17 protein-coding genes are annotated in these 26,312 nt (G+C 68.8%); 12 read left to right on the top strand and 5 right to left on the bottom strand.

Annotated features, from left to right (window positions below; all coding sequences use genetic code 11):
• Positions 1-42: 42 nt before the first annotated feature.
• From A5759_RS20310 to A5759_RS20290, 5 genes are all read left to right on the top strand, one after another.
• Entirely contained in the window at positions 43-1,056 is a 1,014-nt protein-coding gene (locus tag A5759_RS20310; RefSeq protein ID WP_068200792.1) for a sulfate ABC transporter substrate-binding protein, read from the top strand.
• Entirely contained in the window at positions 1,053-1,919 is an 867-nt protein-coding gene (cysT, locus tag A5759_RS20305) for a sulfate ABC transporter permease subunit CysT (protein WP_068200790.1), read from the top strand. The genes A5759_RS20310 and cysT overlap by 4 nt, the downstream gene beginning before the upstream one ends.
• Positions 1,916-2,728: a sulfate ABC transporter permease subunit CysW gene (cysW, locus tag A5759_RS20300; protein WP_068200788.1), complete on the top strand. Its 813-nt coding sequence runs from the start codon at positions 1,916-1,918 to the stop codon at positions 2,726-2,728. The genes cysT and cysW overlap by 4 nt, the downstream gene beginning before the upstream one ends.
• A gap of 15 nt (positions 2,729-2,743) precedes the next feature.
• Positions 2,744-3,802, top strand: coding sequence for a sulfate/molybdate ABC transporter ATP-binding protein (locus A5759_RS20295; RefSeq protein ID WP_068200785.1), 1,059 nt, complete (start codon positions 2,744-2,746; stop codon positions 3,800-3,802).
• Positions 3,803-3,870: 68 nt separating this feature from the next.
• Positions 3,871-4,938 carry a trans-aconitate 2-methyltransferase gene (locus tag A5759_RS20290; protein WP_068200783.1) on the top strand — a complete coding sequence of 356 codons (1,068 nt, stop codon included), beginning with the start codon at positions 3,871-3,873 and terminating at the stop codon, positions 4,936-4,938.
• Positions 4,939-4,941: 3 nt separating this feature from the next.
• Here A5759_RS20290 and A5759_RS20285 read toward each other — a convergent pair whose 3' ends face one another.
• The 3 genes from A5759_RS20285 to A5759_RS20275 are packed head-to-tail and all read right to left on the bottom strand — an operon-like array spanning position 4,942 to position 8,040.
• On the bottom strand, positions 4,942-5,649 hold the full coding sequence (locus tag A5759_RS20285; protein WP_068200781.1) for a sirohydrochlorin chelatase: 708 nt from the start codon (positions 5,647-5,649) through the stop codon (positions 4,942-4,944).
• Positions 5,650-5,656: 7 nt separating this feature from the next.
• Positions 5,657-6,361 carry a phosphoadenylyl-sulfate reductase gene (locus A5759_RS20280; protein WP_068200778.1) on the bottom strand — a complete coding sequence of 235 codons (705 nt, stop codon included), beginning with the start codon at positions 6,359-6,361 and terminating at the stop codon, positions 5,657-5,659.
• Entirely contained in the window at positions 6,358-8,040 is a 1,683-nt protein-coding gene (locus A5759_RS20275; RefSeq protein ID WP_068200777.1) for a nitrite/sulfite reductase, read from the bottom strand. Before A5759_RS20275 ends, A5759_RS20280 begins: the two co-directional genes overlap by 4 nt.
• 361 nt (positions 8,041-8,401) lie before the next feature.
• On the opposite strand from A5759_RS20275, the gene hemW reads away from it, so the two are divergent.
• The 4 genes from hemW to A5759_RS20255 all read left to right on the top strand — a co-directional run bounded on the left by hemW (position 8,402) and on the right by A5759_RS20255 (position 16,370).
• Positions 8,402-9,589, top strand: a complete 1,188-nt coding sequence (hemW, locus tag A5759_RS20270) for a radical SAM family heme chaperone HemW (protein ID WP_068200775.1) — start codon at positions 8,402-8,404, stop codon at positions 9,587-9,589.
• A gap of 118 nt (positions 9,590-9,707) precedes the next feature.
• Positions 9,708-10,223: a sigma-70 family RNA polymerase sigma factor gene (locus A5759_RS20265; protein WP_068200773.1), complete on the top strand. Its 516-nt coding sequence runs from the start codon at positions 9,708-9,710 to the stop codon at positions 10,221-10,223.
• Positions 10,220-10,927 carry an anti-sigma factor gene (locus tag A5759_RS20260; protein WP_068200771.1) on the top strand — a complete coding sequence of 236 codons (708 nt, stop codon included), beginning with the start codon at positions 10,220-10,222 and terminating at the stop codon, positions 10,925-10,927. Before A5759_RS20265 ends, A5759_RS20260 begins: the two co-directional genes overlap by 4 nt.
• A 259-nt stretch (positions 10,928-11,186) precedes the next feature.
• A complete protein-coding gene (locus A5759_RS20255) occupies positions 11,187-16,370 on the top strand; it encodes a type I polyketide synthase (protein ID WP_068200769.1) in 5,184 nt (1,727 codons plus the stop codon).
• 89 nt (positions 16,371-16,459) lie between these two features.
• Here the strand turns inward: A5759_RS20255 and A5759_RS20250 are convergent, their stop codons facing one another.
• Positions 16,460-18,142, bottom strand: a complete 1,683-nt coding sequence (locus tag A5759_RS20250) for a (2,3-dihydroxybenzoyl)adenylate synthase (RefSeq protein WP_068200766.1) — start codon at positions 18,140-18,142, stop codon at positions 16,460-16,462.
• A gap of 102 nt (positions 18,143-18,244) precedes the next feature.
• Between A5759_RS20250 and A5759_RS20245 the strand changes: the two genes are divergently transcribed.
• A complete protein-coding gene (locus A5759_RS20245) occupies positions 18,245-21,730 on the top strand; it encodes a non-ribosomal peptide synthetase (RefSeq protein ID WP_068200765.1) in 3,486 nt (1,161 codons plus the stop codon).
• A 4-nt stretch (positions 21,731-21,734) separates the two neighbouring features.
• Here the strand turns inward: A5759_RS20245 and A5759_RS20240 are convergent, their stop codons facing one another.
• Complete coding sequence (locus A5759_RS20240; RefSeq protein ID WP_068200763.1) at positions 21,735-22,595, bottom strand: LLM class F420-dependent oxidoreductase; 861 nt, start codon at positions 22,593-22,595, stop codon at positions 21,735-21,737.
• Between the two features lie 122 nt (positions 22,596-22,717).
• On the opposite strand from A5759_RS20240, the gene A5759_RS20235 reads away from it, so the two are divergent.
• Positions 22,718-24,544 carry an ABC transporter ATP-binding protein gene (locus A5759_RS20235; RefSeq protein ID WP_068200761.1) on the top strand — a complete coding sequence of 609 codons (1,827 nt, stop codon included), beginning with the start codon at positions 22,718-22,720 and terminating at the stop codon, positions 24,542-24,544.
• On the top strand, positions 24,541-26,277 hold the full coding sequence (locus tag A5759_RS20230; RefSeq protein WP_068201214.1) for an ABC transporter ATP-binding protein: 1,737 nt from the start codon (positions 24,541-24,543) through the stop codon (positions 26,275-26,277). Before A5759_RS20235 ends, A5759_RS20230 begins: the two co-directional genes overlap by 4 nt.
• Positions 26,278-26,312: the final 35 nt, after the last annotated feature.

The raw sequence follows: 26,312 nt of genomic DNA, 5'->3' as shown, positions 1-26,312 counted from the left end.
TCGGGTCGGGTTCCACCGAAGTCCCCCAACGAAAGGTCCCCGATGGTCAACATCCGCAGAACCTGGCGCACCGCGGCGGCGCTGGCCACCACCGCCACCGTGCTCGCCGCATGCGCAGGCGGCTCGAGCGATGTGGTCGGAGAGGGCGGCGGGAACGGCGCCGACACGACGCTGACGCTGGTCGCCTACGCCGTGCCCGAACCCGGCTGGAGCAAGGTCATTCCCGCGTTCGCCGCGACACCGGAAGGTAAAGGCGTCGGCGTCACGACGTCGTACGGCGCCTCGGGCGACCAGTCGCGCGCCGTCGTCGACGGTAAGCCCGCCGACATCGTGAACTTCTCCGTCGAGCCGGACATCACCCGACTCGTCAAGGCCGACAAGGTTACCGAGGACTGGAACGCCGACGCCACCAAGGGCATCCCGTTCGGATCCGTGGTGACCTTCGCGGTGCGGCCCGGCAACCCCAAGAACATCAGGGACTGGCCCGATCTGCTCAAGCCCGGCGTCGAGGTCATCACGCCGAGCCCGCTGAGCTCCGGGTCGGCCAAGTGGAACCTGTTGGCGCCGTACGCATGGGCCAGCAAGGGCGGTCAGGATTCGCAGGCCGGTCTCGACTACGTCACCGAGTTGGTGACCCAGCACGTCAAGCTGCGCCCGAGTTCGGGTCGGGAGGCCACCGACGTGTTCCGGCAGGGCAGCGGCGACGTGCTGCTCGCCTACGAGAACGAGGCGCTGCACTTCGGGCTGGAGTACGTGAACCCGCCGGAAACCTTCAAGATCGAGAACCCGGTCGCCGTGGTGTCGTCGAGCACGCACCTGGACAAGGCGAACGCGCTGAAGAACTTCATCTACACCCCCGAGGCGCAGAAGCTGTGGGCCGAGGCCGGTTTCCGTCCCGTCGATCCCGCGGTGCTCGAGGAGTTCCGGGAAAAGTTCCCCGCGCCCGCCAAGCTGTGGACCGTTGACGACCTCGGAAGCTGGGCGACACTGGATCCCGAGCTGTTCGACAAGGACAACGGCACTATCACCAAGATCTACACCCAGGCGACCGGATGACCTCTTCCGTGGTGTCCCGGCCCGAGCTCACCGGTAGTGAGCCGGGCCGGGCATCTCGACTCCTCGAGCGTCGTCACGGGACGACGTCGTTGCGGGTGGGAGCCGCGTCGATCTGGCTGAGCATCATCGTGCTGCTGCCCCTGGCCGCGATCCTGTGGCAGTCGGCCGGCGGCGGATGGCAGGCGTTCTGGTTCGCGGTCACCTCGAATGCGGCCGTCGCGTCGTTCAAGGTGACGCTGACCGTGTCGTTCGGAGTGACGGCGGTCAACCTGGTGTTCGGTCTGCTGGTGGCGTGGGTGCTGACCCGCGACGAGTTCGTCGGCAAGCGGCTGGTTGACTCGGTGATCGACCTGCCGTTCGCGTTGCCGACGATCGTCGCCAGCCTGGTCATGCTGGCGCTCTACGGCCCCGCCAGCCCGGTCGGGCTGCATCTGCAGCACACCAAGTGGGGCATCGGGGTGGCGTTGCTGTTCGTCACGCTGCCGTTCGTCGTGCGCTCGGTACAGCCGGTGTTGCTGGAGCTGGACCGCGAAATCGAGGAAGCCGCGGCCTCGTTGGGCGCCAACAACTGGATCATCTTCACCCGCGTGATGTTGCCCGCACTTCTGCCGTCGCTGCTGTCGGGCGCCGGTCTGGCGTTCTCTCGCGCAATCGGCGAGTTCGGTTCGGTGGTGCTGATCGGTGGCGCGGTGCCCGGTGAGACCGAAGTGTCCTCGCAGTGGATCCGCACCCTGATCGAGAACGACGACCGTACCGGCGCCGCGGCGATCTCGATCGTGCTGCTGGCCATCTCGTTCGTCGTTTTGTTTATCCTGCGCGCGATCGGCTCGCGCGCCGCCCGACGGGACGCGTTGGCGCCATGATTCTTTCGCCCCCGGTCAAACACCTGCTGCGCTACCTTGCGCTGGCCTACATCACCATCCTGATCGTCGTGCCGGTGGGGCTGATCCTGTGGCGCACCTTCTCGCCGGGGGTCGGGGCCTTCATCGGGTCGATCAGCACCCCAGCGGCGATCTCGGCGCTGAACCTGTCGCTGCTGGTGGTCGCGATCGTGGTGCCGCTCAACGTGTTGTTCGGGCTGCCGACGGCACTGGTGCTGGCGCGCAACAAGTTTCGGGGAAAAAGTGTCCTGCAGGCCGTCATCGATCTGCCGTTCGCGGTGTCGCCGGTGGTGGTCGGCGTCGCGCTGATCCTGCTGTGGGGATCGGCGGGCTTGTTCGGCTTCGTGGAGAACAACCTCGGATTCAAGATCATCTTCGGGATTCCCGGCATCGTGCTGGCCAGCATCTTCGTCACCGTGCCGTTCGTGATTCGTGAGGTCGAGCCGGTGCTGCACGAGATCGGCACCGATCAGGAAGAGGCCGCAGCAACGCTGGGTTCGCAGTGGTGGCAGACGTTCTGGAGGGTCACGCTGCCGTCGATCCGGTGGGGTCTGACCTACGGCATCGTGCTGACGATCGCGCGCACCCTCGGCGAGTACGGCGCGGTGTTGATGGTGTCGTCCAACCTGCCGGGAAGCTCGCAGACGCTCACACTGTTGGTGTCGGACCGCTACACGCGCGGTGCCGAGTACGGCGCCTATGCGGTGTCGACGCTGCTGATGGCGGTGGCGGTGGTGGTGTTGGTCGCGCAGGTGGTCCTCGACGCGCGGCGGGTCCGGGCGGGCAAGTAGGCGTAGGGAGAAGAGATGACGAACGCGATCGTCGTGCGCGGCGCGAACAAGCATTACGGCGACTTCGCCGCGCTGGACAACGTCGACTTCGAGGTGCCGTCCGGTTCGCTGACCGCACTGCTCGGTCCCAGCGGGTCGGGCAAGTCGACGCTGCTGCGGGCCATCGCCGGGCTGGATCAGCCCGATTCCGGGACCGTGACGATCAACGGCCGCGACGTCACGGACGTGCCGCCGCAGCGCCGCGGCATCGGGTTCGTGTTCCAGCACTATGCCGCGTTCAAGCACCTGACGGTGCGCGACAACGTCGCGTTCGGGCTGAAGATCCGCAAGCGGCCCAAGGCCGAAATCAAGCAGAAGGTCGACAATCTCCTCGAAGTGGTGGGGCTGGCCGGTTTCCAAACCCGCTACCCCAACCAGCTCTCCGGCGGCCAGCGTCAGCGCATGGCGCTGGCCCGCGCGCTCGCGGTCGACCCGCAGGTGCTGTTGCTCGACGAACCGTTCGGGGCGCTGGACGCCAAAGTGCGCGAGGACCTTCGGGCCTGGCTGCGTCGGCTGCATGAGGAGGTGCACGTCACCACGGTGCTGGTGACGCACGACCAGTCCGAGGCGCTCGACGTCGCCGACCGGATCGCAGTGCTGAACAAGGGGCGTATCGAGCAGGTCGGCTCTCCTGCAGAGGTTTACGATTCGCCCGCCAATGCGTTCGTGATGTCGTTCCTCGGTGCGGTGTCCTCGCTGAACGGTTCGCTTGTCCGGCCGCACGACATCCGCGTCGGCCGCAACCCGGACATGGCGATCGCTTCCAGCGACGACTCGGTGCAGTCCACCGGAGTGCTGCGCGCGACGATCGACCGAATCGTCATGCTGGGCTTCGAAGTTCGTGTCGAGTTGCACAGCGCGAGCGATCAGACGCCGTTCACCGCGCAGATCACCCGAGGCGACGCCGAGGCGCTCGGCCTGAAGGAGGGGGACACCGTCTACGTCCGCGCGACCCGGGTGCCACCGTTGCCGGGCGGCACCCACGTCCCGCCGAGCGACAAGGCCGACGACGACGAGGCGTTGACAAAGGCCTGAGTCGGTTGGGCCGAAAATGGGGCAATTGCCCCATTACGCGGGCCTGATTCCCTGGTTGTGTTGCTCGCATGGACACCAGCACCCCGACCCAGGTCGATCCGGACAAACTGATGGAATTCGTCTTCCGCGCGGTCGAGGAGGCCGGCGCGGCACTCAACTGCGCCCTCGTCGTGATGGGCGACCGCCTCGGGTACTACCGGTCGCTTGTCGAGCACGGGCCGAGTACCCCCGCCGAGTTGGCCGAACGCACCGGCACCGACGCGCACTACGCCAGGGAGTGGCTCAACGCGCAAACCGCCGGAGCCTTCGTCGAATACGACCCGGCGACCGGGCGCTATCGGTTGCCGGCCGAGCAGGCCGTGGCGCTCACCGACGAAACAAGCCCGGCCTTCGTCGGCGGTCTCTTCCAGATCGCGCACGGAACCGCATCGGACGCTGAACGCATCTTCGAGGCGGCCCGCGCAGGCGTCGGCGTCGCATGGGGGGATCACAATTCCGACGTCCACGTCGGGTGCGAACGGTTCTTCCGCCCGACCTACGCCGCACATCTGGTCGACGATTGGATCCCGGCGTTGGACGGTGTCGTGGAAAAACTCAGGAGCGGCGCCCGTGTCGCCGATGTCGGTTGTGGACACGGAGCGTCGACGCTGCTGATGGCCGAAGCCTTTCCCGCCTCGACGTTCGTAGGTGTGGACGGACATGCGAAGTCCATCGAGGTGGCCAGTGCGCGGAACGGGATGCCGGGAGCGGTCAGCTTCCAAACCGCGGCCGCGGACGCGTTCGCGGGTGGGCCGTACGACCTGGTCACCATGTTCGACTGCTTGCACGACATGGGTGATCCGATCGGCGCCGCACGCCACGTGCGGGAGGTCATCGCTGAAGACGGCACATGGATGGTGGTCGAGCCGGCCGCCGGTGACCGGGTGGAGGACAACCTCAACCCGATCGGACGCGCGTACTACGGCTTTTCCACGTTGCTGTGCACACCGTCGTCATTGGCTCAACCGGTCGGGATGGCGCTCGGCACTCAGGCGGGCCCGGCCCGCATTCGAGATGTCGTTACAGCGGCCGGGTTCCGACGGTTCCGGCTGGCCGCGCAGACGCCGTTCAACAACGTGTTCGAGGTCCGGCCCTGAGGACTACGCAGCGACGGTCCCGGTCGCGGTGATCGCGTCGTACCGGTCCATCACCGTCGCCGCGACGAGGTTGTGCGACCCGAGCGGTTCGGCCATCGCAATACCTTGAGCCCCAGCGTATTCGGCGACGCGATCGGTGATCCGGCCGTGCGCCAGGAACCACGGAGCGATGACCAGGCGTCGGGCCCCGCGGGCACGCAGGCGCTCGGCGGTTTCGGCGACACTCGCATACGGTCCGGTGGCGAACGCGACTTCGGCTCCCGCCCAGCGCGTTCCAGAGCGCAGGGACTGAGCGACCGTGGCGGTCCTGGCGTTCGCGGCGAGATGTGACGAGCCGACCGCGACGACGAGGACGCCAAGGCCGTCGTCGTCGGGGGAGACCCCGAGCTCGGCCAGCCGCTGCCGCAGCACGCTCAAGAGCGCCGGGTCCTCGCCGAGCACCTCGGCCCGATCGACCACCGCGCCCGACTCCTCGACGATCGAAGGGATGTCGATGCGTGCGTGAAATGCGCTGGCCAACAGGAACGGTACGACCACGGCCGGGGCGTGCAGCCCGCTCAGGGTGTCGAGCAGGCTGGGGCCGTTCTGTTCCAGGAACGCCGGACGCACGTCGAGCCACGGACGCAGACGCCGGATCCGGCCTGCCACCGCATGTGTCACCGCCGCCGAGCGTGGGTCGGCGCTGCCGTGCGCGGTCAGCACGAGGGTCACAGTGACCTCACGATGCGTGCAGCCCGCATTCGATCTTGCCGGTGCCTGCCCAGCGGCCGCTTCGCGGATCGGCGCCTTCGACGGGCTTGGCCGTGCACGGTGCGCAGCCGATCGACGGATAGCCCTCGTAGACGAGCGGATTGACGAGCACACCGTTGGTGTCGATGTAGTTCTGCATGTCCTCGTCGGTCCAGGCCGCCAACGGATTGATCTTCACCAGCCCAAAAGCCTTGTCCCAGCTGATGAACGGCGCGTTGGCGCGCGTGGGCGCCTCGACGCGGCGGATGCCGGTCACCCAGGCCGAGTAGCCGCGCAGCGCCGCCGAGAGCGGCTCGACCTTGCGCATACGGCAGCACTCGTTGGGCTCGCGCGCGAACAGGTCCTTGCCGAACAACTCGTCCTGCTCGGCCACGCTCTTCTCGGCGGTGACGTTGACGATGTTGACGTCGTAGACCGCCTCGACGGCGTCGCGGGTACCGATCGTCTCGACGAAGTGGTACCCCGTGTCGAGGAACAGGATGTCGACTCCTGGTCGGATCTTGGCAGCCAGATCTATCAGCACGGCGTCCTGCATGTTCGAGGCGACCACGTAATTGCCACCGAAGTTCTCGTCGGTCCAGCGCAGCAGGTCATGCGCGCTCGCGCCCTCGAGTTCGGCCGCGCCGCGCTCGGCGAGTCCCTGCAGATCGGTATCCGTGGTCAAATCGGTCACCTCAAGTCCGCCTCGTCCGCTCGTATCGCCCACGTTGCGAAACGCTCGCCCTGCTCCCTTTGTTTCACGAAGTTGCGAACGACCCGGTCGATGTAGTCGCCGAGCTCACTGGACAGCACCTTGTGCTGGCGCAGCTTGCGGCCGAAACCGCTGTCCAGACCGAGGCTGCCGCCCAGGTGCACCTGGAAACCCTCGACCGAGTTGCCGTCACCGTCGTCGACCATCTGGCCCTTGAACCCGATGTCGGCGACCTGGATGCGCGCGCACGAGTTCGGGCAGCCGTTGATATTCACGGTGATCGGCACATCGAGCTGCGCGTTGATGTCCTCGAGCCGCTTCTCCAACTCCGGAACCAGCACCTGCGCGCGGGTCCGCGTCTCGGTGAACGACAACTTGCAGAACTCGATACCCGTGCAGGCCATCAGGTTCTTGCGCCAGTGCGACGGCTCCGGCGGCAGCCCGAGTGCCTCGAGGCCCGCGGTCAGCTCGGCGAGCTTGTCGTCGGGCACATCGAGGATGATCAGCTTCTGGTAAGGGGTGAACCGGATGCGGTCCGACCCCGCCGCCTCGGCGAGATCGGCCACCTTGGTCAGGATGGTGCCGGAGACCCGGCCCGCGATCGGTGCGACGCCGACGGCGTTGCGCCCGTTCTTCAGTTTCTGGACGCCGACATGGTCGATCGGATGCTTGACCGGTTCGGGTGCGGGCCCGTCGATCAGCTTGCGACCCAGGTACTCCTGTTCGAGAATTTCACGGAACTTTTCTATACCCCAGTCCTTGATCAGGAACTTGAGCCGGGCCTTGGACCGCAGCCGCCGATACCCGTAGTCGCGGAAAACCGCAGTGACCGCCTCCCACACGTCGGCCACCTCGTCAAGCGGAACCCACGCCCCGAGCCGCTGCGCCAGCATCGGGTTGGTTGACAGACCGCCACCCACCCACAGATCAAGCCCGGGGCCGTGTTCGGGGTGGTTCACCCCGATGAAGGAGATGTCGTTGACCTCGTGGGCGACGTCCTGCAGACCGGAGATCGCGGTCTTGTACTTGCGCGGCAGGTTGGAGTACTCGGGGTTGCCGATGTAGCGCCGCACGATCTCGTCCAGGGCCGGCGTCGGATCGAGCACTTCCTCCAGCGATTCGCCGGCCAGCGGCGAGCCCAGCATTCCGCGGGGGCAGTCACCGCACGCCTCGGTGGTCTGCAGACCGTGAGCGGCCAGCCGCTCCCAGATCTCGGGCACGTTCTCGACCTCGAGCCAGTGGTACTGCAGGTTCATCCGGTCGGAGATGTCGGCGGTGTCGCGGGCGAAGTCGATGGAGATCTGGCCCAGCGTGCGCAGTGCGGCCGCCGACAGCGCCTTGCCGTCGCAGCGCACCCGCATCATGAAGTACTTGGCCTCGAGCAGGTCGGCGTTCTCGTCACCGGTCCAGGTGCCGTCGTAGCCCTGCTCACGCTGGGTGTACAGGCCCATCCAGCGGAACCGGCCGCGCAGGTCCTGCTTGTCGATCCCGTCGAAACCGGTCTTGGAGTAGATGTCGATGATGCGGGCGCGCACATTGAGTGCGTCATCGTCCTTCTTGAACTGCTCGTTGGCGTTGAGCGGCTCGCGGTAACCGTGGGCCCACTGGCCCTCGGCGCGGGGCTTCTTTGCGGATTTCGGCTTGGATTCCGCTGTGGTCATGGTTTTGGCTCCTTTGGGGAGCCGGATCGCGCGTCATCGCCGGGGCTGTCCGGCGGCGCAGATCCGGCGGCCAGCTGAAGTACGGGTGGGCTGGGTCTAGATCAAGCGCGTCAAGGCAGACAGCAACACGTACACACGCGCTTGAAGTCGACGTGCCGACGCACCACCAGCGATACACGCTTGGGGAAGATGCGGGGGGCAGTCACGTCGGCCATTGTGCCACGAATCGCCGCACCTGCCCTAACCGGGCGAGATTTGCGCTCATGGTGAGCAGAACCTCGTCGAGAATGCATCCACGCATCAGAAGTTCGAGTGCACGCCTGCCTGAGCGCAATCTCGCGGCAGGCGGACAATTGCAGACATGGTCCGAACCGTAGCTGCCGAGAACCGTGCGCGGGTGCTGCCGCCGATGACCCCTGCGCAGGGGCGGCCGTTCGGCATCTACATCCACGTGCCGTTCTGCGCGACCCGCTGCGGCTACTGCGACTTCAACACCTACACGCCCGGCGAGCTGGGCGGCGCCAACCCGGACGGGTGGCTTGCGGCGCTGCGGATCGAGTTGGCGCAGGCGGCGGCGCATCTGGGCCGTATCCCCGAGGTCGACAGCGTGTTCGTCGGCGGGGGCACACCGTCGCTGCTGGGCGGGCCCGGGCTGGCCGCGGTTCTCGACGCCGTGCGCGCGCACTTCCCACTGGCGCCGGGTGCCGAGGTCACCACGGAAGCCAACCCGGAGTCGACGTCTCCGCAGCTGTTCGACCAGCTGTTGGCGGCCGGGTACACCCGGGTCTCGCTGGGCATGCAGTCGGCGGCTGCCCATGTGTTGGCGGCTCTCGACCGGAAACATTCGCCGGGCCGGGCGCTCGCCGCGGCGCGGGAGGCCCGTGCGGCCGGGTTCGGCCACGTCAACCTCGACCTGATCTACGGCACGCCGGGGGAGTCCGACGACGACCTGCTGCGCTCGGTCGACACCGTCGTCGAGGCCGGCGTCGACCATGTCTCGGCCTACGCTCTGGTCATCGAGGACGGCACGGCGATGGCCCGGCGGGTGCGGCGCGGCGAGCTCGTGCCGACCGATGACGACGTGCTGGCCCGCCGCTACGAGCTGCTCGACGCGCGCCTGGCGGAGGCCGGCTTCGCCTGGTACGAGGTCTCGAACTGGAGCAGACCGGGCGGGGAGTGCCAACACAACATCGGCTACTGGAACGGCGGTCAGTGGTGGGGCGCGGGACCGGGTGCGCACGGGTTCGTCGACGCGGTGCGCTGGTGGAACGTAAAGCATCCGAACGCGTACGCCCAAACGTTGACCGATGGTCGCCTGCCGGTGGCCGACTTCGAGCACCTCGACGCCGGCACCCTGCATCTCGAGGACGTGATGCTGCGGGTGCGGTTGCGTGACGGGCTCCCGACGAGCGTGCTGAGTGCGGACGAGCGGGAGCGCGCCGCCGTCGCGATCGCCGACGGGCTGTTGAGCCGGGTTGACGACCGTCTGGTGCTCACCGACCGCGGCAGGCTGCTGGCCGACGCGGTGGTCCGCGACCTGCTGGACTGATCGCCGGGGAACTTCGGCTCCGAAATTCGCCCATAAGCTCACGTTCGCACGCCGAACATTGAACGATTCTCTGGTGGACGTCGTAGTGATCAGCGATGACGACTGCGGTGGATGAGCAATGACTCCCGACCCCGCGCAGGCCGAGTTGCTGCGCGCGGTCCACGACGAGCACAGCCAGGCGCTGCTGCGATACGTGCTGCGGCTGACCCGCGGCGACACGCCGTTCGCCGAGGACGTGGTGCAGGAAGCGCTGCTGAGGCTGTGGCGCAAACCTGAGATCCTGCAACAGCCGGGTGACGCCGCGCGGGCATGGCTGTTCACCGTCGCACGCAACCTCGTCATCGACGACCGGCGCAGCGCGCGGTTCAGCCGGGAACTGCAGACCGACGACCTGCCCGAGCGGCCGTCGCTCGACGCGATCGGTCCCGCGGTCGACAAGTGGGTGCTGGCCGAGGCGCTGAAATCGCTCAGCGCCGACCACCGCACCGCCATAGTGCGCGCCTACTATTTCGGGCAAACTGTCGCCGACATCGCCGCACACGAGCGGATCGCCCCGGGCACCGTCAAGTCCAGGCTCCATTACGGGTTGCGTGCGTTGCGGATGGCGCTGCAGGAAAGGGGGGTGGTCCAATGAGCGACAAGTTCGACCGGACACCCGTCGCCGACCTCGCCGAATGGGATGCGGCCTACGTCCTCGGCGCGCTGAGCCCGCAGGACCGTCGCGCCTACGAGGACTACCTCGCCGCGAACCCGGCGCGTGCCGCCGAGGTGGCCGGCCTGGCCGAGATGCCCGCGATGCTGGCCGCGCTCAGCCGCGAGGAGGCCGCGGCGCTGATCGATGCGGACGAGGGGTCCGCTGTCGAGCAGTCCGCCGATGTCGCCTCGCTGGCGCAGGCCGCGGCCAAGCGTCAGCGGCGGTCACGCCGCACGATGCTCGCGGCGACGGTCGCGGTCGCGGCCGCGCTGGCGGTCCTCGGCGGTTTCGTGGGCGCCACGGTCTTTCCCCGCACGACGTCGGTGCAGACAGTGGCGATGGAGCCGATGCAGCCCGGCCAGCGCCAGGGCCTGACCGCACAGCTGGCGGTCACCGAGAAGAAGTGGGGCACCGAGCTCAACTGGGCCTGCGAGTACACCAAGGACTGGGCCCGCGACGTCGACAGCTACGACATTGTGGTGACCACGCGCGACGGCGTCCAGACGGCCGTGGGCTCGTGGCGTCCGGCCGGAGACGAGGCGACCGGGCTGTCGGCGGCGACCAGCATCCCGACCGCGGAGATCCGCAGCATCGACATCCGGGTGTCGGGCAGCGACGAACCGCTGGCCGTCCGCAACCTGTGACGGCGTGGTGAGCGCGGCGCAGCGGCGTGGTGATCACCCATTTCTGCGGGAGGGTTGTCGATTCGGCGAGAGGGCGACCCTCCCGCAGAACTCGGCGCGGCGGCGTGAATGGACGTCGCGGCAAGCTGATTCGAACGTGATTGGCACCACGTTCGCCAGGCCTGCGTAGGTTCCACAAATGAGCGAGGTTATGCCAGTATTGCGGCCATGGTGTGTGGCTTCTTAGGCAAGGCTATCCAGGCTTCGGGACTCAGCTGACGTGACCGATACCGCACCATCCGAGGATTCCGCACGCCCCGACGCGGTCGCGATCATCGGGATCGGTTGCCGCGTTGCCGGTGCGATCGGCACTCCGAAACAGTTCTGGACCTTCCTGCTCGACGGCGGCAGCGACGTCCGCGAGGTTCCGCCGGAGCGCTGGGAGCCATACCTTCAGCGCGATCCCCGCAACGCGGCGGTGCTCAAGGACGTCACCCGGTGGGGAACGTTCCTCGACGACCTGGCCGGGTTCGACGCCGAGTTCTTCGGGGTCTCACCGCGCGAGGCCGAGCTGATGGACCCCCAGCAGCGGTTGGCGCTCGAGGTGAGCTGGGAGGCCCTCGAGCACGCAGGCGTTCCGCCGAAGTCGTTGGCGGGCAGCGACACCGCGGTGCTGATGGGCGTCAACTCCGACGACTACGGCAAGCTGATCATGGAAGACCTGCCGGGCATCGAAGCCTGGACCGGCATCGGAACGTCGCTGTGCGGCATCGCCAACCGCGTCTCACACCTGCTCGACCTGCGCGGCCCCAGCGTCGCCCTCGACGCGGCGTGCGCCGCTTCGCTGGTCGCGGTGCACCAGGCGTGCCAGATGCTCAATGCCGGTGAGACGTCGCTGGCGCTGGCCGGCGGGGTCAGCGCGTTGATCGGACCGGGTCTGACCCGGGTGCTCGACGTGGCAGGCGCGACCGCGCCCGACGGCAGGTGTAAGACCTTCGATGCCTCGGCCGACGGCTACGGGCGCGGCGAAGGCGCGGGCGTGGTGGTGCTCAAGCGCCTCGCCGACGCGCTGCGCGACGGCGACCACGTGTACGCGGTCGTGCGAGGCGGCGCGGTGGCGCAGGACGGGCGCACCGTCGGCATCATGTCGCCCAACGGCGACGCGCAGGCCGACATGTTCCGGCGCGCATGCCAATTCGCCGGCATCGCGCCCGCGAGCGTCGGCTTCGTCGAGGCGCACGGTACCGGCACCCCCTCCGGTGACCCCACCGAGGTCGGGGCGCTCGCGTCGGTCTACGGGGCGGGCCGCCCCGTCGATGCGCCGTGCCGGATCGGGTCGGTGAAGCCCAACGTCGGCCACCTCGAAGGCGGCGCCGGAGTGGTGGGACTCATCAAGGCCGCGTTGGCGTTGCATCATCGGACCATCCCCCCGACGGCGGGTGTCACCTCACTGACTCCGGCCGTCGACTGGGCCAACAGCGGCCTGCGGGTGCCGACGCGCGTCGAGCCCTGGGACGGCGCCGACGGTGCGCCGCGGCGGGCCGCGGTGTGCAGTTACGGCTACGGCGGAACGATCGCCCACGTGCTCCTCGAGGAGGCGCCTGCCGCCCAACCGTCCGCGCAACGCCTTCCGGCGCAACAGCTTCCGGCGATCATTCCCGTCTCGGCGCGCAACGTCGCCCGATTGCGCACCCAGGCGGGTGCACTCGCCGATCACCTGCGAGACCACCGCGCACCGATCGACGAAGTCGCGGCCACGCTGTGGACGCGGCGTTCGCACGAACCGGCCAGGGCCGCCGTGGTGGCCGACGACACCGACGGTGCGGCGGCCGCGTTGTCCGCACTGGCCGAAGACGTCCCCGACCCGTCCGTGGTGACCGGTACGGTGCTGCCCGCCGCGGTCAACGGCGCGGTCTGGGTGTTCTCGGGTCACGGCTCACATTGGGCCGGTATGGGTGGCGAACTGCTCACGGCGGCACCGGAATTCGCCGCGGTGATCGACGCGATCGATCCGGTGTTCACCGTGGAGCTGGGGTTCTCGGCGCGCCAGGCGCTGACCACGGGGGAGCTCGGCGGCACCGACCAGGTGCAGGCGCTGACGTTCGCGATGCAGGTGGGTCTGGCCGCGATGCTGCGTGCGCGCGGCGTCACCCCGGCGGCGGTCATCGGACACTCGGTCGGCGAGGTCGCGGCCTGTGTCACCGCAGGGGTTTTCGATCTCACCGTCGGTGCCGCGGTGGCGTGCTACCGCGCCCGCGGCTTCCGGTCGGTGATGGGCAAGGGCGCGATGGCGCTCGTGCGGCTCCCGTTCGCCGAATCCGAGCGGCGGTTGGCCGGGCGGACCGACGTGGTGGCGGCGATCAGCGCGTCGCTGGAGTCGACCGTGATATCCGGCACGATCGAGGCGGTCGACGGTGTCTGCCGAGAGTGGACCGAGCAAGGCTTCATGGTGCGCCGCGTCAACACCGACGTCGCGTTTCACAGCCCCGCCATGGATGCGCTGACGGGCGAACTGGGACGACTCACGGCTTCACTCCCGCCGTCACGCGCCCCCGAGATTCCGCTCTACACAACGGCGTTGGCCGATCCCCGCTCGGCGGTGCCACGCGATCAGCATTACTGGGTGGCCAACCTGCGCGACCGGGTGCGGTTCGCGGAAGCCGTTTCGACGGCCATCGAGGACGGGCATCGGCTGTTCCTCGAGGTCTCGGCGCACCCGGTGGTGGCGCACTCGATCGTCGAGACGCTCACGACGGCCGGTACCGACCAGCACGCCGTCGTCCCGCTGTTGCGTCGTGATCGCCCCCAGATGCATTCGGTGGCAACGGCGGTCGCCGCGCTGCACTGCCACGGTGCACCGGTGCAGCACCAGCTGTCGTCGGCACCGTGGGTGGCAGATCTCCCGGTGACGCAGTGGCACCACCGCCACTTCTGGCGCACTCCCACCCCTCCGCCCGGCGGCCGGGGCGTGCACGACGTCGACACCCACACCCTGCTCGGGGGCCGGATCGAGGTGACCGGCGCGGTCGCCTCCAAGATGTGGCAGACCCGCGTGGATCTCGACTCCCGTCCGTATCCGGGCGACCACCCGGTGAAGGGCACCGAAATCGTGCCCGCCGCCGTCATCGTCAACACCTTCCTCGGCGCGGCCAACGAGCTGGACACGCGCTGCGACCGTGCGGGCAGGGACCTCGTCGACGTCCGGCTGCGCACCCCGGTGGCGCCCGGACGCGCCCGCGACGTGCAGGTGGTCCTGCAGGACCACGGGCTGACCTTGGCCACCCGCCTCGTCGACGACGACGAGGACACCGTCGACGGCGGCTGGCTGACCCACAGCAGCGCGGTGGTCGCAGCCGACGACGACATCGAAGACCTCCTCGGGGAGGTGCTCGACGAGTCGTCCGTGCGCGACGGCTGCCGTGATCCACTGCCCTCGAACCACGTCGTGCACACGCTGGCGACGCTGGGTGTCGCCGCGATGGGATTCGACTGGGAGATCCTCGAACTGCACGGCGGCGACGGCGAACTGCTCGCCAAGGTCGCCGCGCGCGGGGACCGTACGACGCCGGACACCTGGGCCCCGCTGCTGGATGCGGCGACCTCGGCGGCCTCCACGGTGTTCGACTGGCCACCGCGACTGCGCATGCCCGCCCACATCGACCGCGTGCAGGTGCACGGCCGACCGCCGGCGGTGGCGCTGCTGCACGTTCGGCGCAGGCCCGGAACCACCACGACCGACGTCTTGCTCGCCGAAGAGTCCGGCAAGGTCCTCGCCTCGCTGACGGGTATGTCGTTCGAGGAGCTCGAAAACCCTTCCGGCAGCGATCTTTCCCGGATGCTGCACCGGCTCTCGTGGCATCCGGTCCCGTGGCAGGCCGACAGCCGGCCCGGGGCGGTCGTGATCGTCGGCGGAGACACCGCCATCCGCGAGTTCGTGACGCGGGACCTCTCGGCTGCCGAGGTGCCGCATGCGCTTTACGGCGATGCGGCCGAGATTTCCTCTGCGGCTGAGTCGTTCGACCGTGACACCGTCGTGTTGGTGCTCCCGAGCACGCACGACACACCGGAACAGTCGGTCGCGGTGGTGACGCAGACGCTGCGCGGACTGCTCGACCACGGCGCCAAGGCGCGGATGTGGGTGCTCACGCAGGGCGTGTACGAGGGCGCGAACGTGGCGCACGCACCGCTGTGGGGGTTGGCAAGGGTCGCCGCCGCCGAACACCCGAAGACCTTCGGCGGCGTGATCGACGTGGCCACAGCCGAACTGCCGGTCGGGGTCCTCTCATCGGTGCAGGGCCATCCGGTCGTGGCCTTCCGCGACGGTGCCGCCCAATCGGCTCGGCTGTCCGCGGCGGGGCGGGGGACCGGAGCGCCGATGCAATGCTCGGCCGGCGGCACCTATGTCATCACCGGCGGCACCGGCGCGCTCGGTTTGCGAATGGCGCAGCGGCTTGCCGACACCGGCGCACGGCGACTGGTGTTGCTCTCCCGCAGCGGCATGCCCGATCGTTCGCAGTGGCAACCGGATTCGGAGCTGGTCCACACGGTAACCGCACTCGAGGAGCGCGGTGTGTCCGTGCGCGTGGTGGCGTTGGACATCGCCGCGGCAGGGGCGGCCGACGCACTGCGCGCCGCCCTGCGCGACCTGCCTCCGGTGCGCGGGGTGATCCACGCCGCCGGTGTCGAAGCGGGTGCGCTGTTGGTCAACACGACGCCCGAGGACTTCACCGCGGCGATGCGTCCCAAGGTCGACGGGACGCTGACCCTTCACGAGGTCTTCCCACCCGAACAGTTGGATTGGCTGGTGCTGTTCTCGTCGTGCGGCTACCTCGCCGGCTTCCCCGGCCAGGGCGCCTACGCATGCGCGAACTCGTTCCTCGACGGGATGGCGCGCCACCGGCGGGCGCTCGGTGACCGCACCGTCAGCGTCGCCTGGACCGCGTGGCGCGGCCTGGGCATGGGCTCGACGTCCGGGTTCGTGGCGGCGCAACTGGACGCGCTGGGCATGGACACCATCGGGGCGGACGAAGCGATGCGGGCACTCGACCTGGCGATGCGCCACGACGATCCGAACGTTGTTGTGCTGCCGCTTCTTCCGTCGGCAGCGTCGGTGCCGATGCTGGCCGATGTGGCACCCACCGAACTCGATGCCCCGGGAGGCGACGACGCACCGGAGGTGAGCCTGGTGGACGCCGACCCCGAACGCGTCGCCCAGGTCGTCACCGCCGCGGTGGCCGCACAGTTGGGCGTGGCCGAGGCCGACGTCGACACCGGTTTGCCGCTGGTGGAGGTCGGCGTGGACTCGATCATGACGGTCGGGCTGCTCAAGCAGCTGGAGAAGCAGACCGGGTTGTCGTTACCGCCGACACTGCTGTGGGAGTACCCGACGGCGGCGGCGGTCTCCGAACGCCTCGTCGAGCTGCTCGGCGCACCGGAGGGTGCGGAGACGGTCGAGGTGTCCTGACCGAGAACCCGCCGAAACTGAAGATTCGCACGAGAAACCGCCAGTATTTGCTGCAGTTCTTCAGTTTCGGCGGCGCGTTCAAGCTCGCGTCACGACGTGAGCGCAGTGACGAGTTTCTTCTTGTCGACCTTGCCGACCGCGGTCTTGGGCAGCGCGGGCAGCGGTGCCAGCACGTCGGGCCTGCAGTGCGCCGACACCCCCCGCTCGTCGAGGAACTGGTTGAGCTCGGCCAGGGTGATCGGGGCGCCCTTGAAGACGACTGCGGCGCAGATCTTTTCGCCGAGAAACTCGTCGGGCAGCGCCACCGCTGCCGCGGTGTAGACCGCCGGGTGGGCGAACAGATGCTCTTCGAGGTCCGACGCCGACACCGTCTCACCGCCGCGGTGGATGACGTCCTTGATGCGGCCGGTCACCTCGACGTAGCCGGCGCGCGGGCCCTCGGCGAAGATCCGCACGCGGTCGCCGCTGCGGTAGAAGCCGTCCGGGGTGAACGAGCGCGCGTTCGCCTCCTCGGCGCGGTAGTAGCCGTTGAGCGTGTAGGGGCCCCGCACCAGCAGCTCGCCCTCTTCACCGGGCGCCACCTGCGCGCCGGACTCGTCGACCACGCGCATCTCGTCGTGCTCAGACATCGGCCTGCCCTGGGTGTTGACCACGACGTCGACCGGATCGCCGGGACGGGTGAAGTTGAGCATGCCCTCGGCCATGCCGAAGATCTGCTGCAGCCCGGACGTGAGCGCGGACAGGATGTACTCGGCCTCCTGCGGTGTCATCCGGGAACCGCCGACCTGGACGAGCCGCAACCCCGTCGGCAGCACCGGCTCCCACTCGCACGCCTGGGTCCACACCTTGGCCAGCGCGTTGACCAGCGCGGTGACCGTGACCCTGTGCCGGTCGATCAGCGCGAACGCGGCCTCTGGACTGGCATCGGTGGTGAAAACCGATGTCGCGCCGACGGTCATCGACCCCAGCAGTCCCGGGCACGCCAGCGGGAAATTGTGCCCGGCGGGTAACACCACGAGGTAGACGTCATCGCCGGTCAGGTGGCACTCCTGGGCGCTCGTCCTGGCGGTGTAGAGGTAGTCGTTGTGGGTGCGGGCGATGAGCTTCGGCAGTCCGGTGGTGCCACCCGACACCAGTAGGAGGGCGGGCGCATCGGGGTCCACCGGCGGCCGCTCGGCGAGGGGACCGTCGAAATCGGCCAGCGCGGACCAGGATTGGAACCGGCCCGGGTCGCCGTGGACGAACACGTGCCGCAGCGCCGGGTTGTCCCTGACGAGTTCCTCGGCCAGCTCGCGGTAGTCGAACCCGCCGACCGAATCGGGCACGATCAGGCCCACCGCACCGCTGACCGCGGCGAAATGGTTCAGCTCCGCCGACCTGTGCCCCGGCAGGCACATCACCGGGACGACGCCGGCCCGCAGCACACCGAACAGCGCAACGGCGAACTCGCAGGTGTTCGGCAACTGCACCAGCATGCGGTCGCCGGGGAGGATGCCGTGGTCGGCCAGCGCCGCCGCGATCCGCTCGGCGCGGGCGTCGAGTTCGGCGAACGTGTAGCTGACGTGGTCGTCGATGACGGCGGTCCGATCGGGCCACGCCGCGACCGCATCTTTGAGGATCGACTCGAGTGGTTCATCGGTCCAGTAGCCCGCGCGCCGGTACTCGTCGGCGCGGTCTGCGGGGAACGGCACGAAACCCGCCATGAGGTCGCCGAGCCCGCCTTTCCGAAGCGGTTGATCTGCTTGTGGGCGCTGCTCGAAACCGGTGCTCATGAAGGATGCGACCCCTTGGGGTAGGTGTGTTCGGTAGGTCGCATATAAGGTAGCGTGCCCCGCGTTAGTTAGGGCAGCCTGTACTAATCCGGAGGACGCGTCGTGGGTGTGGGTGAGACTGGTTCGTCGACAGAGCGAACAACCGATCGCACCGTCCGCGAGGAGGTCGCCGAACTCCTCGGGGTGAGTCCCGACGAGGTCGACCCGCACGCCGACCTGATCGCCTCCGGGCTCGACTCGATCCGCATGATGTCGCTGTCGGGCCGGTGGCGCAAACAGGGCATGGACATCAACTTCGCCGCTCTCGCGGAGAATCCCACTGTGGCGGCGTGGTCGGCACTGGTGGCCGAGCGGTCCGGGGGCGGCGGCGCCGAACCGGCGGCCGAGCCCGCGCAGACCGGCGACGAGGGCCAACCCTTCCCGTTGGCGCCGATGCAGCACGCGATGTGGTTGGGCCGCAACGACGATCAGCAGCTCGGCGGCGTTGCCGCGCACCTGTACGTCGAATTCGACGGTGCCGGCGTCGACCCCGAGCGGTTACAGCACGCGGCGACCAAACTCGTTGCGCGCCACCCGATGTTGCGCGTCGAGATCCTTCCCGACGGCACGCAGCGCATCGGTGACCGCGGACTGCCCGTGACGGTCCACGACCTGCGGGACCTCGACGCCGAGGCCGCCGAGCAACGACTCGAGTCCATCCGGCACGAGAAATCGCACCAGATCCTCGACGGCGACGTGCTCGAGTTGAGCTTGTCGCTGCGGCCCGACGGTCGCACCCGGCTGCACGTCGACATGGACATGAACGCCGCCGACGCGGTGAGCTACCGCAAGTTCATGGCCGACCTCGCGGTGTTCTACCGCGGCGGCGATCTTCCCGATCTGGGTTACACCTACCGGGAGTACCGCGCCGCGCTGGCCGCGTCCGATCCGGGCCCCTCGGACGAAGATGTGCGGTGGTGGGCCGAGCGCATCCCCGACCTTCCCGAATCGCCCGCGCTGCCGCTGATTCCGCCTGCCGAACAGGACGACCCGCGGCGTAGCGTGCGGCTCTGGCACATCTTCGACGTCCCGACCCGCGACGCCTTGTTCGCCGCCGCGCACCGCCGTGGCATCACGCCCGCGATGGCCGTTGCGGCGTCGTATTCCCATGCGCTGGCGCGCTGGTCGAGCGGTTCGCGGTTTCTGCTGAACCTGCCGATGTTCGGCCGTGAGCCGTTCCATCCCGACGTCGAGAAACTCGTCGGCTGCTTCACGTCCTCTCTGATGCTCGACATCGACCTCACCGAAGCCCGCACGCCCGCACAGCGGGCACGCGCCGTGCAGGAGACGTTGCACAACACCGCACGGCACTCGAGGTACTCGGGCCTGTCGGTGTTGCGCGACCTCGGTCGCCACCGCGGCAACCAGGTGCTGGCACCGATCGTCTACACCAGCGCACTGGGTCTCGGCGACCTGTTCGCCGGCGAGGTCACCGACCAGTTCGGGGCACCGGTCTGGACGATCTCGCAAGGCCCGCAGGTGCTCATCGACGCGCAGGCCACCCCGCTCGCCGACGGCCTGATGATCAACTGGGATGTGCGCGTCGACGCGTTCCGGCCCGGCGTGGCCCAGGAGATGTTCGCCTACCACCTCGCCGAGCTGACCCGGCTCGCGACCGACGACGCCGCCTGGGACGCATCCGATCCGCCCGCGGTGCCCGAGGCGCAGCGAGCCGTGCGGCAGGCGGTCAACAGCACCACCGCGCCGCCGAGCGGTGAGGCGATCCACGACGGGTTTTTCAACCGAGCGCTCGCCGCCCCCGACGCCCCGGCGGTCTTCAGCGACGACGGCGAGATGACCTATGGAGAACTTCGTGACCGGGCCCTGAGCGTGTCGGTGACGTTGCGCGACAACGGGGTTCGACCCGGTGATCTCGTCGCGCTGATCGGTCCCAAGTGTGCCGAACAGATTCCCGCGGTGCTCGGTATTCTCGCGGCAGGCGCCGCCTATCTCCCGATCGGTGCGGACCAACCCGCTGAGCGCACCGCCCGGATTCTCGAGTCGAGCACGGTGGCGGCGGTGCTCGTGTGCGGCGGCGCGCGGGTGAACCACACCGGCGTGCCGGTCATCGCCGTCGCCGACGCGCTCACCCGCGACACCGACGCGCAACCCGTCCGGACCGACCCGAATTCGCTTGCCTACGTACTGTTCACCTCGGGTTCGACCGGCGAGCCCAAGGGTGTGGAGCTCACCCACGACGCGGTGATGAACACCATCGAGTTCGTCTCCGAGCACTTCGGATTGCACCGGGGCGATCGCAGCCTGGCGCTGGCCTCGTTGGAGGCCGACATGTCGGTGCTGGAGATTTTCGCGCTTCTGCGCGCGGGCGGCGCGGTCGTGGTGGTCGACGAGGATCAGCGCCGCGATCCGGACACCTGGGCGCGATTGATCCAGCAGCACGGGGTGACGTTCCTGAACTGGATGCCCGGATGGCTAGACATGCTGCTCGAGGTCGGCGGTGACCGGCTGACCGGCTTGCGGGTGGTGCTGCTCGGCGGCGACTGGGTGCGACCGGAACTGATTCGGGCCCTGCGCAACTCGGCTACGGGCGTCCGCGCCGCCGGTTTGGGCGGGGCGACCGAGACCGCGGTGCACGGCACGATCTGCGAGGTCGACGATCCGCCCGCGCACTGGACGTCGGTGCCCTACGGCACCCCGTTCCCGAACAACGCCTGCCGCGTGGTGGCCGCCGACGGGTCGGACTGCCCCGACTGGGTGCCCGGCGAACTGTGGTTCACCGGCCGCGGCATCGCGCGCGGATACCGCGGGCGACCCGACCTGACGGCCGAGAAGTTCGTCGAGCACGACGGCCGAACCTGGTACCGCACCGGCGATCTCGTCCGCTACCTTCCCGACGGGACACTGGAGTTCGTTGGCCGTGTCGACCACCGGGTCAAGATCAGCGGATACCGCATCGAACTCGGTGAGGTCGAGGCCGCGCTGAAGCGGCTCGCCGGAATCGACGTCGCGGTCGCCGCCGTCATTCCCGGCGAACGCGATGTGCTCGCGGCGTTGGTGCGCACCGACGATCCCGCGGTCGACGCGCGGACGGTCACCGAGGCCATGACCGACCTCGTGCCCGCCCACATGATCCCGAAGATCATCGCGGTGTCCGACCGCATCCCGTTCACCGTCAACGGCAAGATTGACCGCAAGGCCGCGGCGCGGCTGCTCGCTGACGTGGAACCGCCTGCGGCCCAGGAGTACCGGGCGCCGGCCACACCGTTGGAGTCGGCGTTGGTGGCGATCGTCGAAGACGTGCTCGATGTCGATGACGACGTGCGCGTGGGTGTGGACGACGACTTCTTCTCCCTCGGTGGGGATTCCGTGCTCGCCACCCAGGTGATCGCCCGGGTGCGCGACTGGCTGGACACCCCGACGGTGTTGGTCACCGACATGTTCGCCGCCCGGTGCGTCGCCAAACTCGCCGAACGACTCCTGGGCCGCGAACCCGACGCCGAGCGGCTCAACGCGGTCGCCGAGGTGTACCTGGAGGTCGCGCAGATGGACAGCGCCGCGGTGCTGTCCGAGCTCGAGTCGTCAGCCTAGGGCCTCAGCGAAGGGCACTGGCCAGTCGCCGCCACTGCTCGCGCGGGAACTCCCGCGGATCGGCGGTCAGCACCTGCACGCACACGTGGTCGGCGCCGGCGTCGTGATGCTGCTTAACGCGCTCCAGCACGGTCTGTTCGTCGCCCCAGGCGATGATCGCATCGAACAACCGATCGCTGACCGTCGCCACGTCATCTTCGGTGAAGCCCGACCGCAACAGGTTGTTGGCATAGTTGGGCAGCGCCAGATACGAACGCAGCCAGTCGGTTCCGAGCGCGCGGGCCTCGTCGGCGTCGGTGGTGAGCAGCACCGTCTGCTCGGGGAGCAGCAGCGGGCCCTCGCCGAGCTGCTCGCGGGCATAGCGCGTGTGATCCGGGGTGACCAGATAGGGGTGCGCGCCGCGCGCCCTGGTCGCGGAGAGTTCGAGCATCTTGGGACCCAGGGCCGCGAGTACCCGGTTGGCGACCGGAACCGGCTGGGGGGTCGCATCGATGTCGTCGAGGTACTTGCGGGTCGCCGCGAGTGGCTTGCGGTAAAGCCCCGGTTCTTTCGAATCGATCAGCGGGGCATGGCTGACCCCGATGCCCAACAGGAAGCGCTCGCCGTGGCTGTCGGTCAGCGACGCGTAGCGAGCGGCCACGTCGGCGGGCTCGTGCATCCAGAGGTTGAGGATTCCGGTGGCGATCACCACCTGCTTGGTCGCCTTCAGCAGGTGCTCCACCGAATCGAGGACCGGCCCGCCGACGTCGGGGATCCACAGGGCCGAGAACCCGAGGTCCTCCAGCTCCGCGGCGGCCTCGGCCGCTTCACCCTGATCGCCGTAGCGCAGCTGCGAACTCCAGATACCGACGCCTGCCAGGTCCATGAACGATCCCTTCGAAAGGTGTGAGCCCGTACTCGACGCCTTCACGTTACGTAGCGGCCGCCGCCTCATCGGCGACCGGTAGGGTTAGGCGACCCTTACCCACCGCTAGACCTGGAGGGTGCATGACCGCTGTGCAACCCGCGCCCGCCATCGAGACGGGTTCCCCCGAAACGCCGGCCGATGCGGCCAAGCGCGCAGCCACCTACGACAAGCTCGCACTGCAGCAGCTGCTCGCGCCCACCCGGGCGCGTTCGTCGCGGGCACAGCGGTACCAGCTGCTGGCCTCGGCGGCGACGATCGTGCCGTTCATCGGCATCGTGGAGATCGGCCGTGAACTGCTCGCCGACGGGCCGCCGGACACCGCCAGGCTCTGGACCGTCGTCGCCATCGTGGTCGTCGCGCTGCTGGTGCGCACGCTCGCCGGCGGCGCCGCGCTCACGATCACCCACTTCGCCGACGTGGATCTGCAGCGGTCGTTGCGGCTGCGGATCGTCGACAAGCTGGGCCGGTTGCCGCTGGGCTGGTTCGGCAGCAAGTCGTCGGGCGAGGTGAACAAGGCCGTCCAGAACGACGTCGGCGAACTGCACTTCCTGGTCGCCCATTCGGCGGTGGAGAACACCGGCGCGCTGGCCACCCCGCTGTTCGGCCTCATCTACTGCTTCTACCTCGACTGGCGGCTGGGCCTGCTGGCAATGGCCACCGTGCCGTTCTACATCGGCATCTACCTCGCGCTGGGGCGCGACTCCCGGACGCAGATGGAACGGCTCGACCAGGGCGTCGAACGGATCAGCGCCACCATCGTCGAGTTCATCGCCGGGGTGTCGGTGGTCAAGACGTTCGGCCAGGCCGGCAAGGCGCACAAGCGTTTCGCTGACGCCGCCGACGAGTTCAACGAGAGCTTCGCGGGATGGATCGGACCGCTGGTTCGGGTCAAGGCGGTGTCGTCGGTGTTCATCGACACCCCGGTGCTGCTGCTGGCCAACCTGGCCGGCGGATACTGGTTCGTCCGCAGCGGCTGGGTCAGCCCGATCGAGGTGCTGGGTTCGACGCTGGTCGCGGTGACCATCCCGGCGGCCGTGCTGACTGTCGGCTACTCCACGCACATCAAACGCCAGGCCGCGGCCGCCGCCGGACGCCTGCAGCGCCTGCTGGACACACCCGTGCTGCCCGTCGCGCGCGAACCGCAGGTACCGCAGGACAATTCGATCCGATTCGAGGATGTTCGGTTCTCCTACGACGGCGAGAACACCGTCCTGCACGACGTGTCGCTCACACTCGGAGCCGGGACCATCACCGCGCTGGTCGGGCCCTCGGGCAGCGGCAAGTCGACGCTGGCCACCCTCGTGCCGCGCTTTCACGACGTCACCGCGGGGGCGGTGCGTGTCGGTGGTGTCGACGTCCGCGACGTCGCGCCCGCCGAGCTGTACCGCCACGTCGGGTTCGTGCTGCAGGACGTGCAACTGCTCGGCATCAGCGTCGCCGACAACATCCGCCTCGGCCGCGCCGACGCCACCGACGAGGACGTCGTCGCCGCGGCCAAGGCCGCCCGCATCCACGACCGGATTCTGCAGCTGCCAAGGGGATATGACTCCGTCATCGACGAGGACGCGCACTTCTCCGGTGGTGAAGCTCAGCGCGTGAGCATCGCGCGCGCCGTGCTGGCCGATACGCCGATCCTGGTGCTCGACGAGGCGACCGCCTTCGCCGATCCCGATTCGGAGGCCCAGATCCAAGAGGCGGTGTCGCGGCTGATCGTCGGGCGCACCGTGCTGGTCATCGCCCACCGGCTCGGCTCGATCGTGTCCGCCGACAACGTGGTCGTGCTGGATCAGGGACGGGTCGCCGAACAAGGCAGCCATGACGAACTGCTCGCCGCGGGCGGGCAGTACGCGCGCATGTGGCAGTCCTACACGGCAGGGCACGCACGGGAATGGGAGGTGGCCCGATGATCCGGGGCTTTCTGCAGATCCTCGGCCCGCAGCGGGGCCGGATGTTCAGTTTCCTGGCGGTGGTGACCGTCTATGGCATCCTGCACGGCCTGGTGATGCTGCTCCTGGTGCCGGTGACGGTGTCGCTGTTCGACGGCGACTACGCCGCCACCGGCCGCTGGCTGGGCCTGATGGCGGTTACCGTGCTGGTCGCGTCGGTGCTCAGCTACGTTCAAGCCAAACTCGCGATCCGCATGGCGCTGACCACGATGCGGCTGCTGCACCACCGGCTCGGTGACCACATGGTGACCCTGCCGCTGGGATGGTTCAGCCGCGAGACGGTCGGCAAGGTGTCCCAGATCGCGGTCAAGGGAACGGTTTTCGTCGGCACCAGCGGCGGAAACCTGGTCACCCCGCTGGTGGTCAACACCGTCAGCGCGGTCACCGTGGTGGCCGGCCTGTTCTACTTCGACTGGCGGATCGGGCTCGTCGCTCTGGTTGGCGGTGTGCTGCTGGTGATGTGCGGGCGGTTCGCCTCCCGGCTGATCGCCGGCGCCGAGGTGCGCACCCACGATGCGGCGATCGAGGTCAACAACCGGGTGATCGAGTTCGCGCGTTACCAACCCGTGCTGCGGGCCTTCGGACGCACCGGGGCCGACTACACGCCGCTTGGCGACGCGCTACAAACCCAGCATCGCGCCGGACGCGCCGCACTGTGGCAGTCGGTGACCGGGCTGCTTCTGAACGGCGTTGCGGTGCAGGCGGTTTTCTCGGCGCTGATCGCGGCGGGTGTGTGGATCGCGGTGCAGGGCGACATCAACCCCGTCACGCTGGTGGCCATCCTCGGGCTCGCCGCCCGGTTCGCCTCACCGCTGTCGCAGCTGGCCGAACTCGGGTCCGCGGTCAGGCTGGCGACCGCGGAGTTGGAGCGCATCACCTCCATCCTGGACACCCCGTCGTTGGCTGAGCCGGCCACCGCGAGCGCGCTTCCGGCGCCCGGGCGCGTCGAGCTCGACCGTGTCGCGTTCGGCTACTCGGATCGCAAGGTGCTCACGGACGTCAGTTTCGTCGCCGAGCCGGGCACGATGACCGCGCTGGTCGGCCCGTCGGGCTCGGGGAAGTCGACGATCACCAAGCTGATCGCGCGCTTCTACGACGTCGACGGCGGCGTGGTCCGGGTCGGGGGCGTCGACGTGCGCGACCAGCTCACCGCGGACCTGATGGCGCAACTGTCTCTGGTCTTCCAGGACGTGTACCTGTTCGACGACACGCTGTGGGAGAACATCCGCATCGGGCGGCCCGACGCCGACGATGCCGCCATCGTGGAGGCGGCTCGCACCGCGGGCCTGTTGTCGGTCGTCGAGCGCCTGCCCGACGGCTGGCAGGCCCGGGTCGGTGAAGGCGGTTCGGCGCTCTCGGGCGGCGAACGGCAGCGGGTGTCGATCGCGCGGGCGCTGGTCAAGAACGCGCCCATCGTGCTGTTCGACGAGGCCACCAGCGCGCTGGACCCGGAGAACGAACATCACGTCGCCGAGTCCATCCGGACGCTGGCCCAACACAGCACCGCCATCGTGATCGCACACAAGCTGTCCACGGTCACCGCCGCCGACAACATCGTGGTGCTCTCGGCCGACGGCACGGTCGAGGACCAGGGCAGCCATGCCGAGCTGATGGCCCGCGGCGGCCAGTACGCGCAGTTCTGGAACCAACGCGTTGCCGCCAGCGGGTGGGTGATGGCCGCCGCGGAAGGATAACTGCGTTAGCGCACCTCAGAGCCGGTACAACCACG

Origin of the sequence: Mycobacterium sp. 852014-52144_SCH5372336, assembly GCF_001665615.1 — a bacterium.
GTDB classification, from domain to species: domain Bacteria; phylum Actinomycetota; class Actinomycetes; order Mycobacteriales; family Mycobacteriaceae; genus Mycobacterium; species Mycobacterium neumannii_A.
Note: the sequence above shows the minus strand (reverse complement) of the source record. Positions and strands in the feature narration are given on the sequence as shown.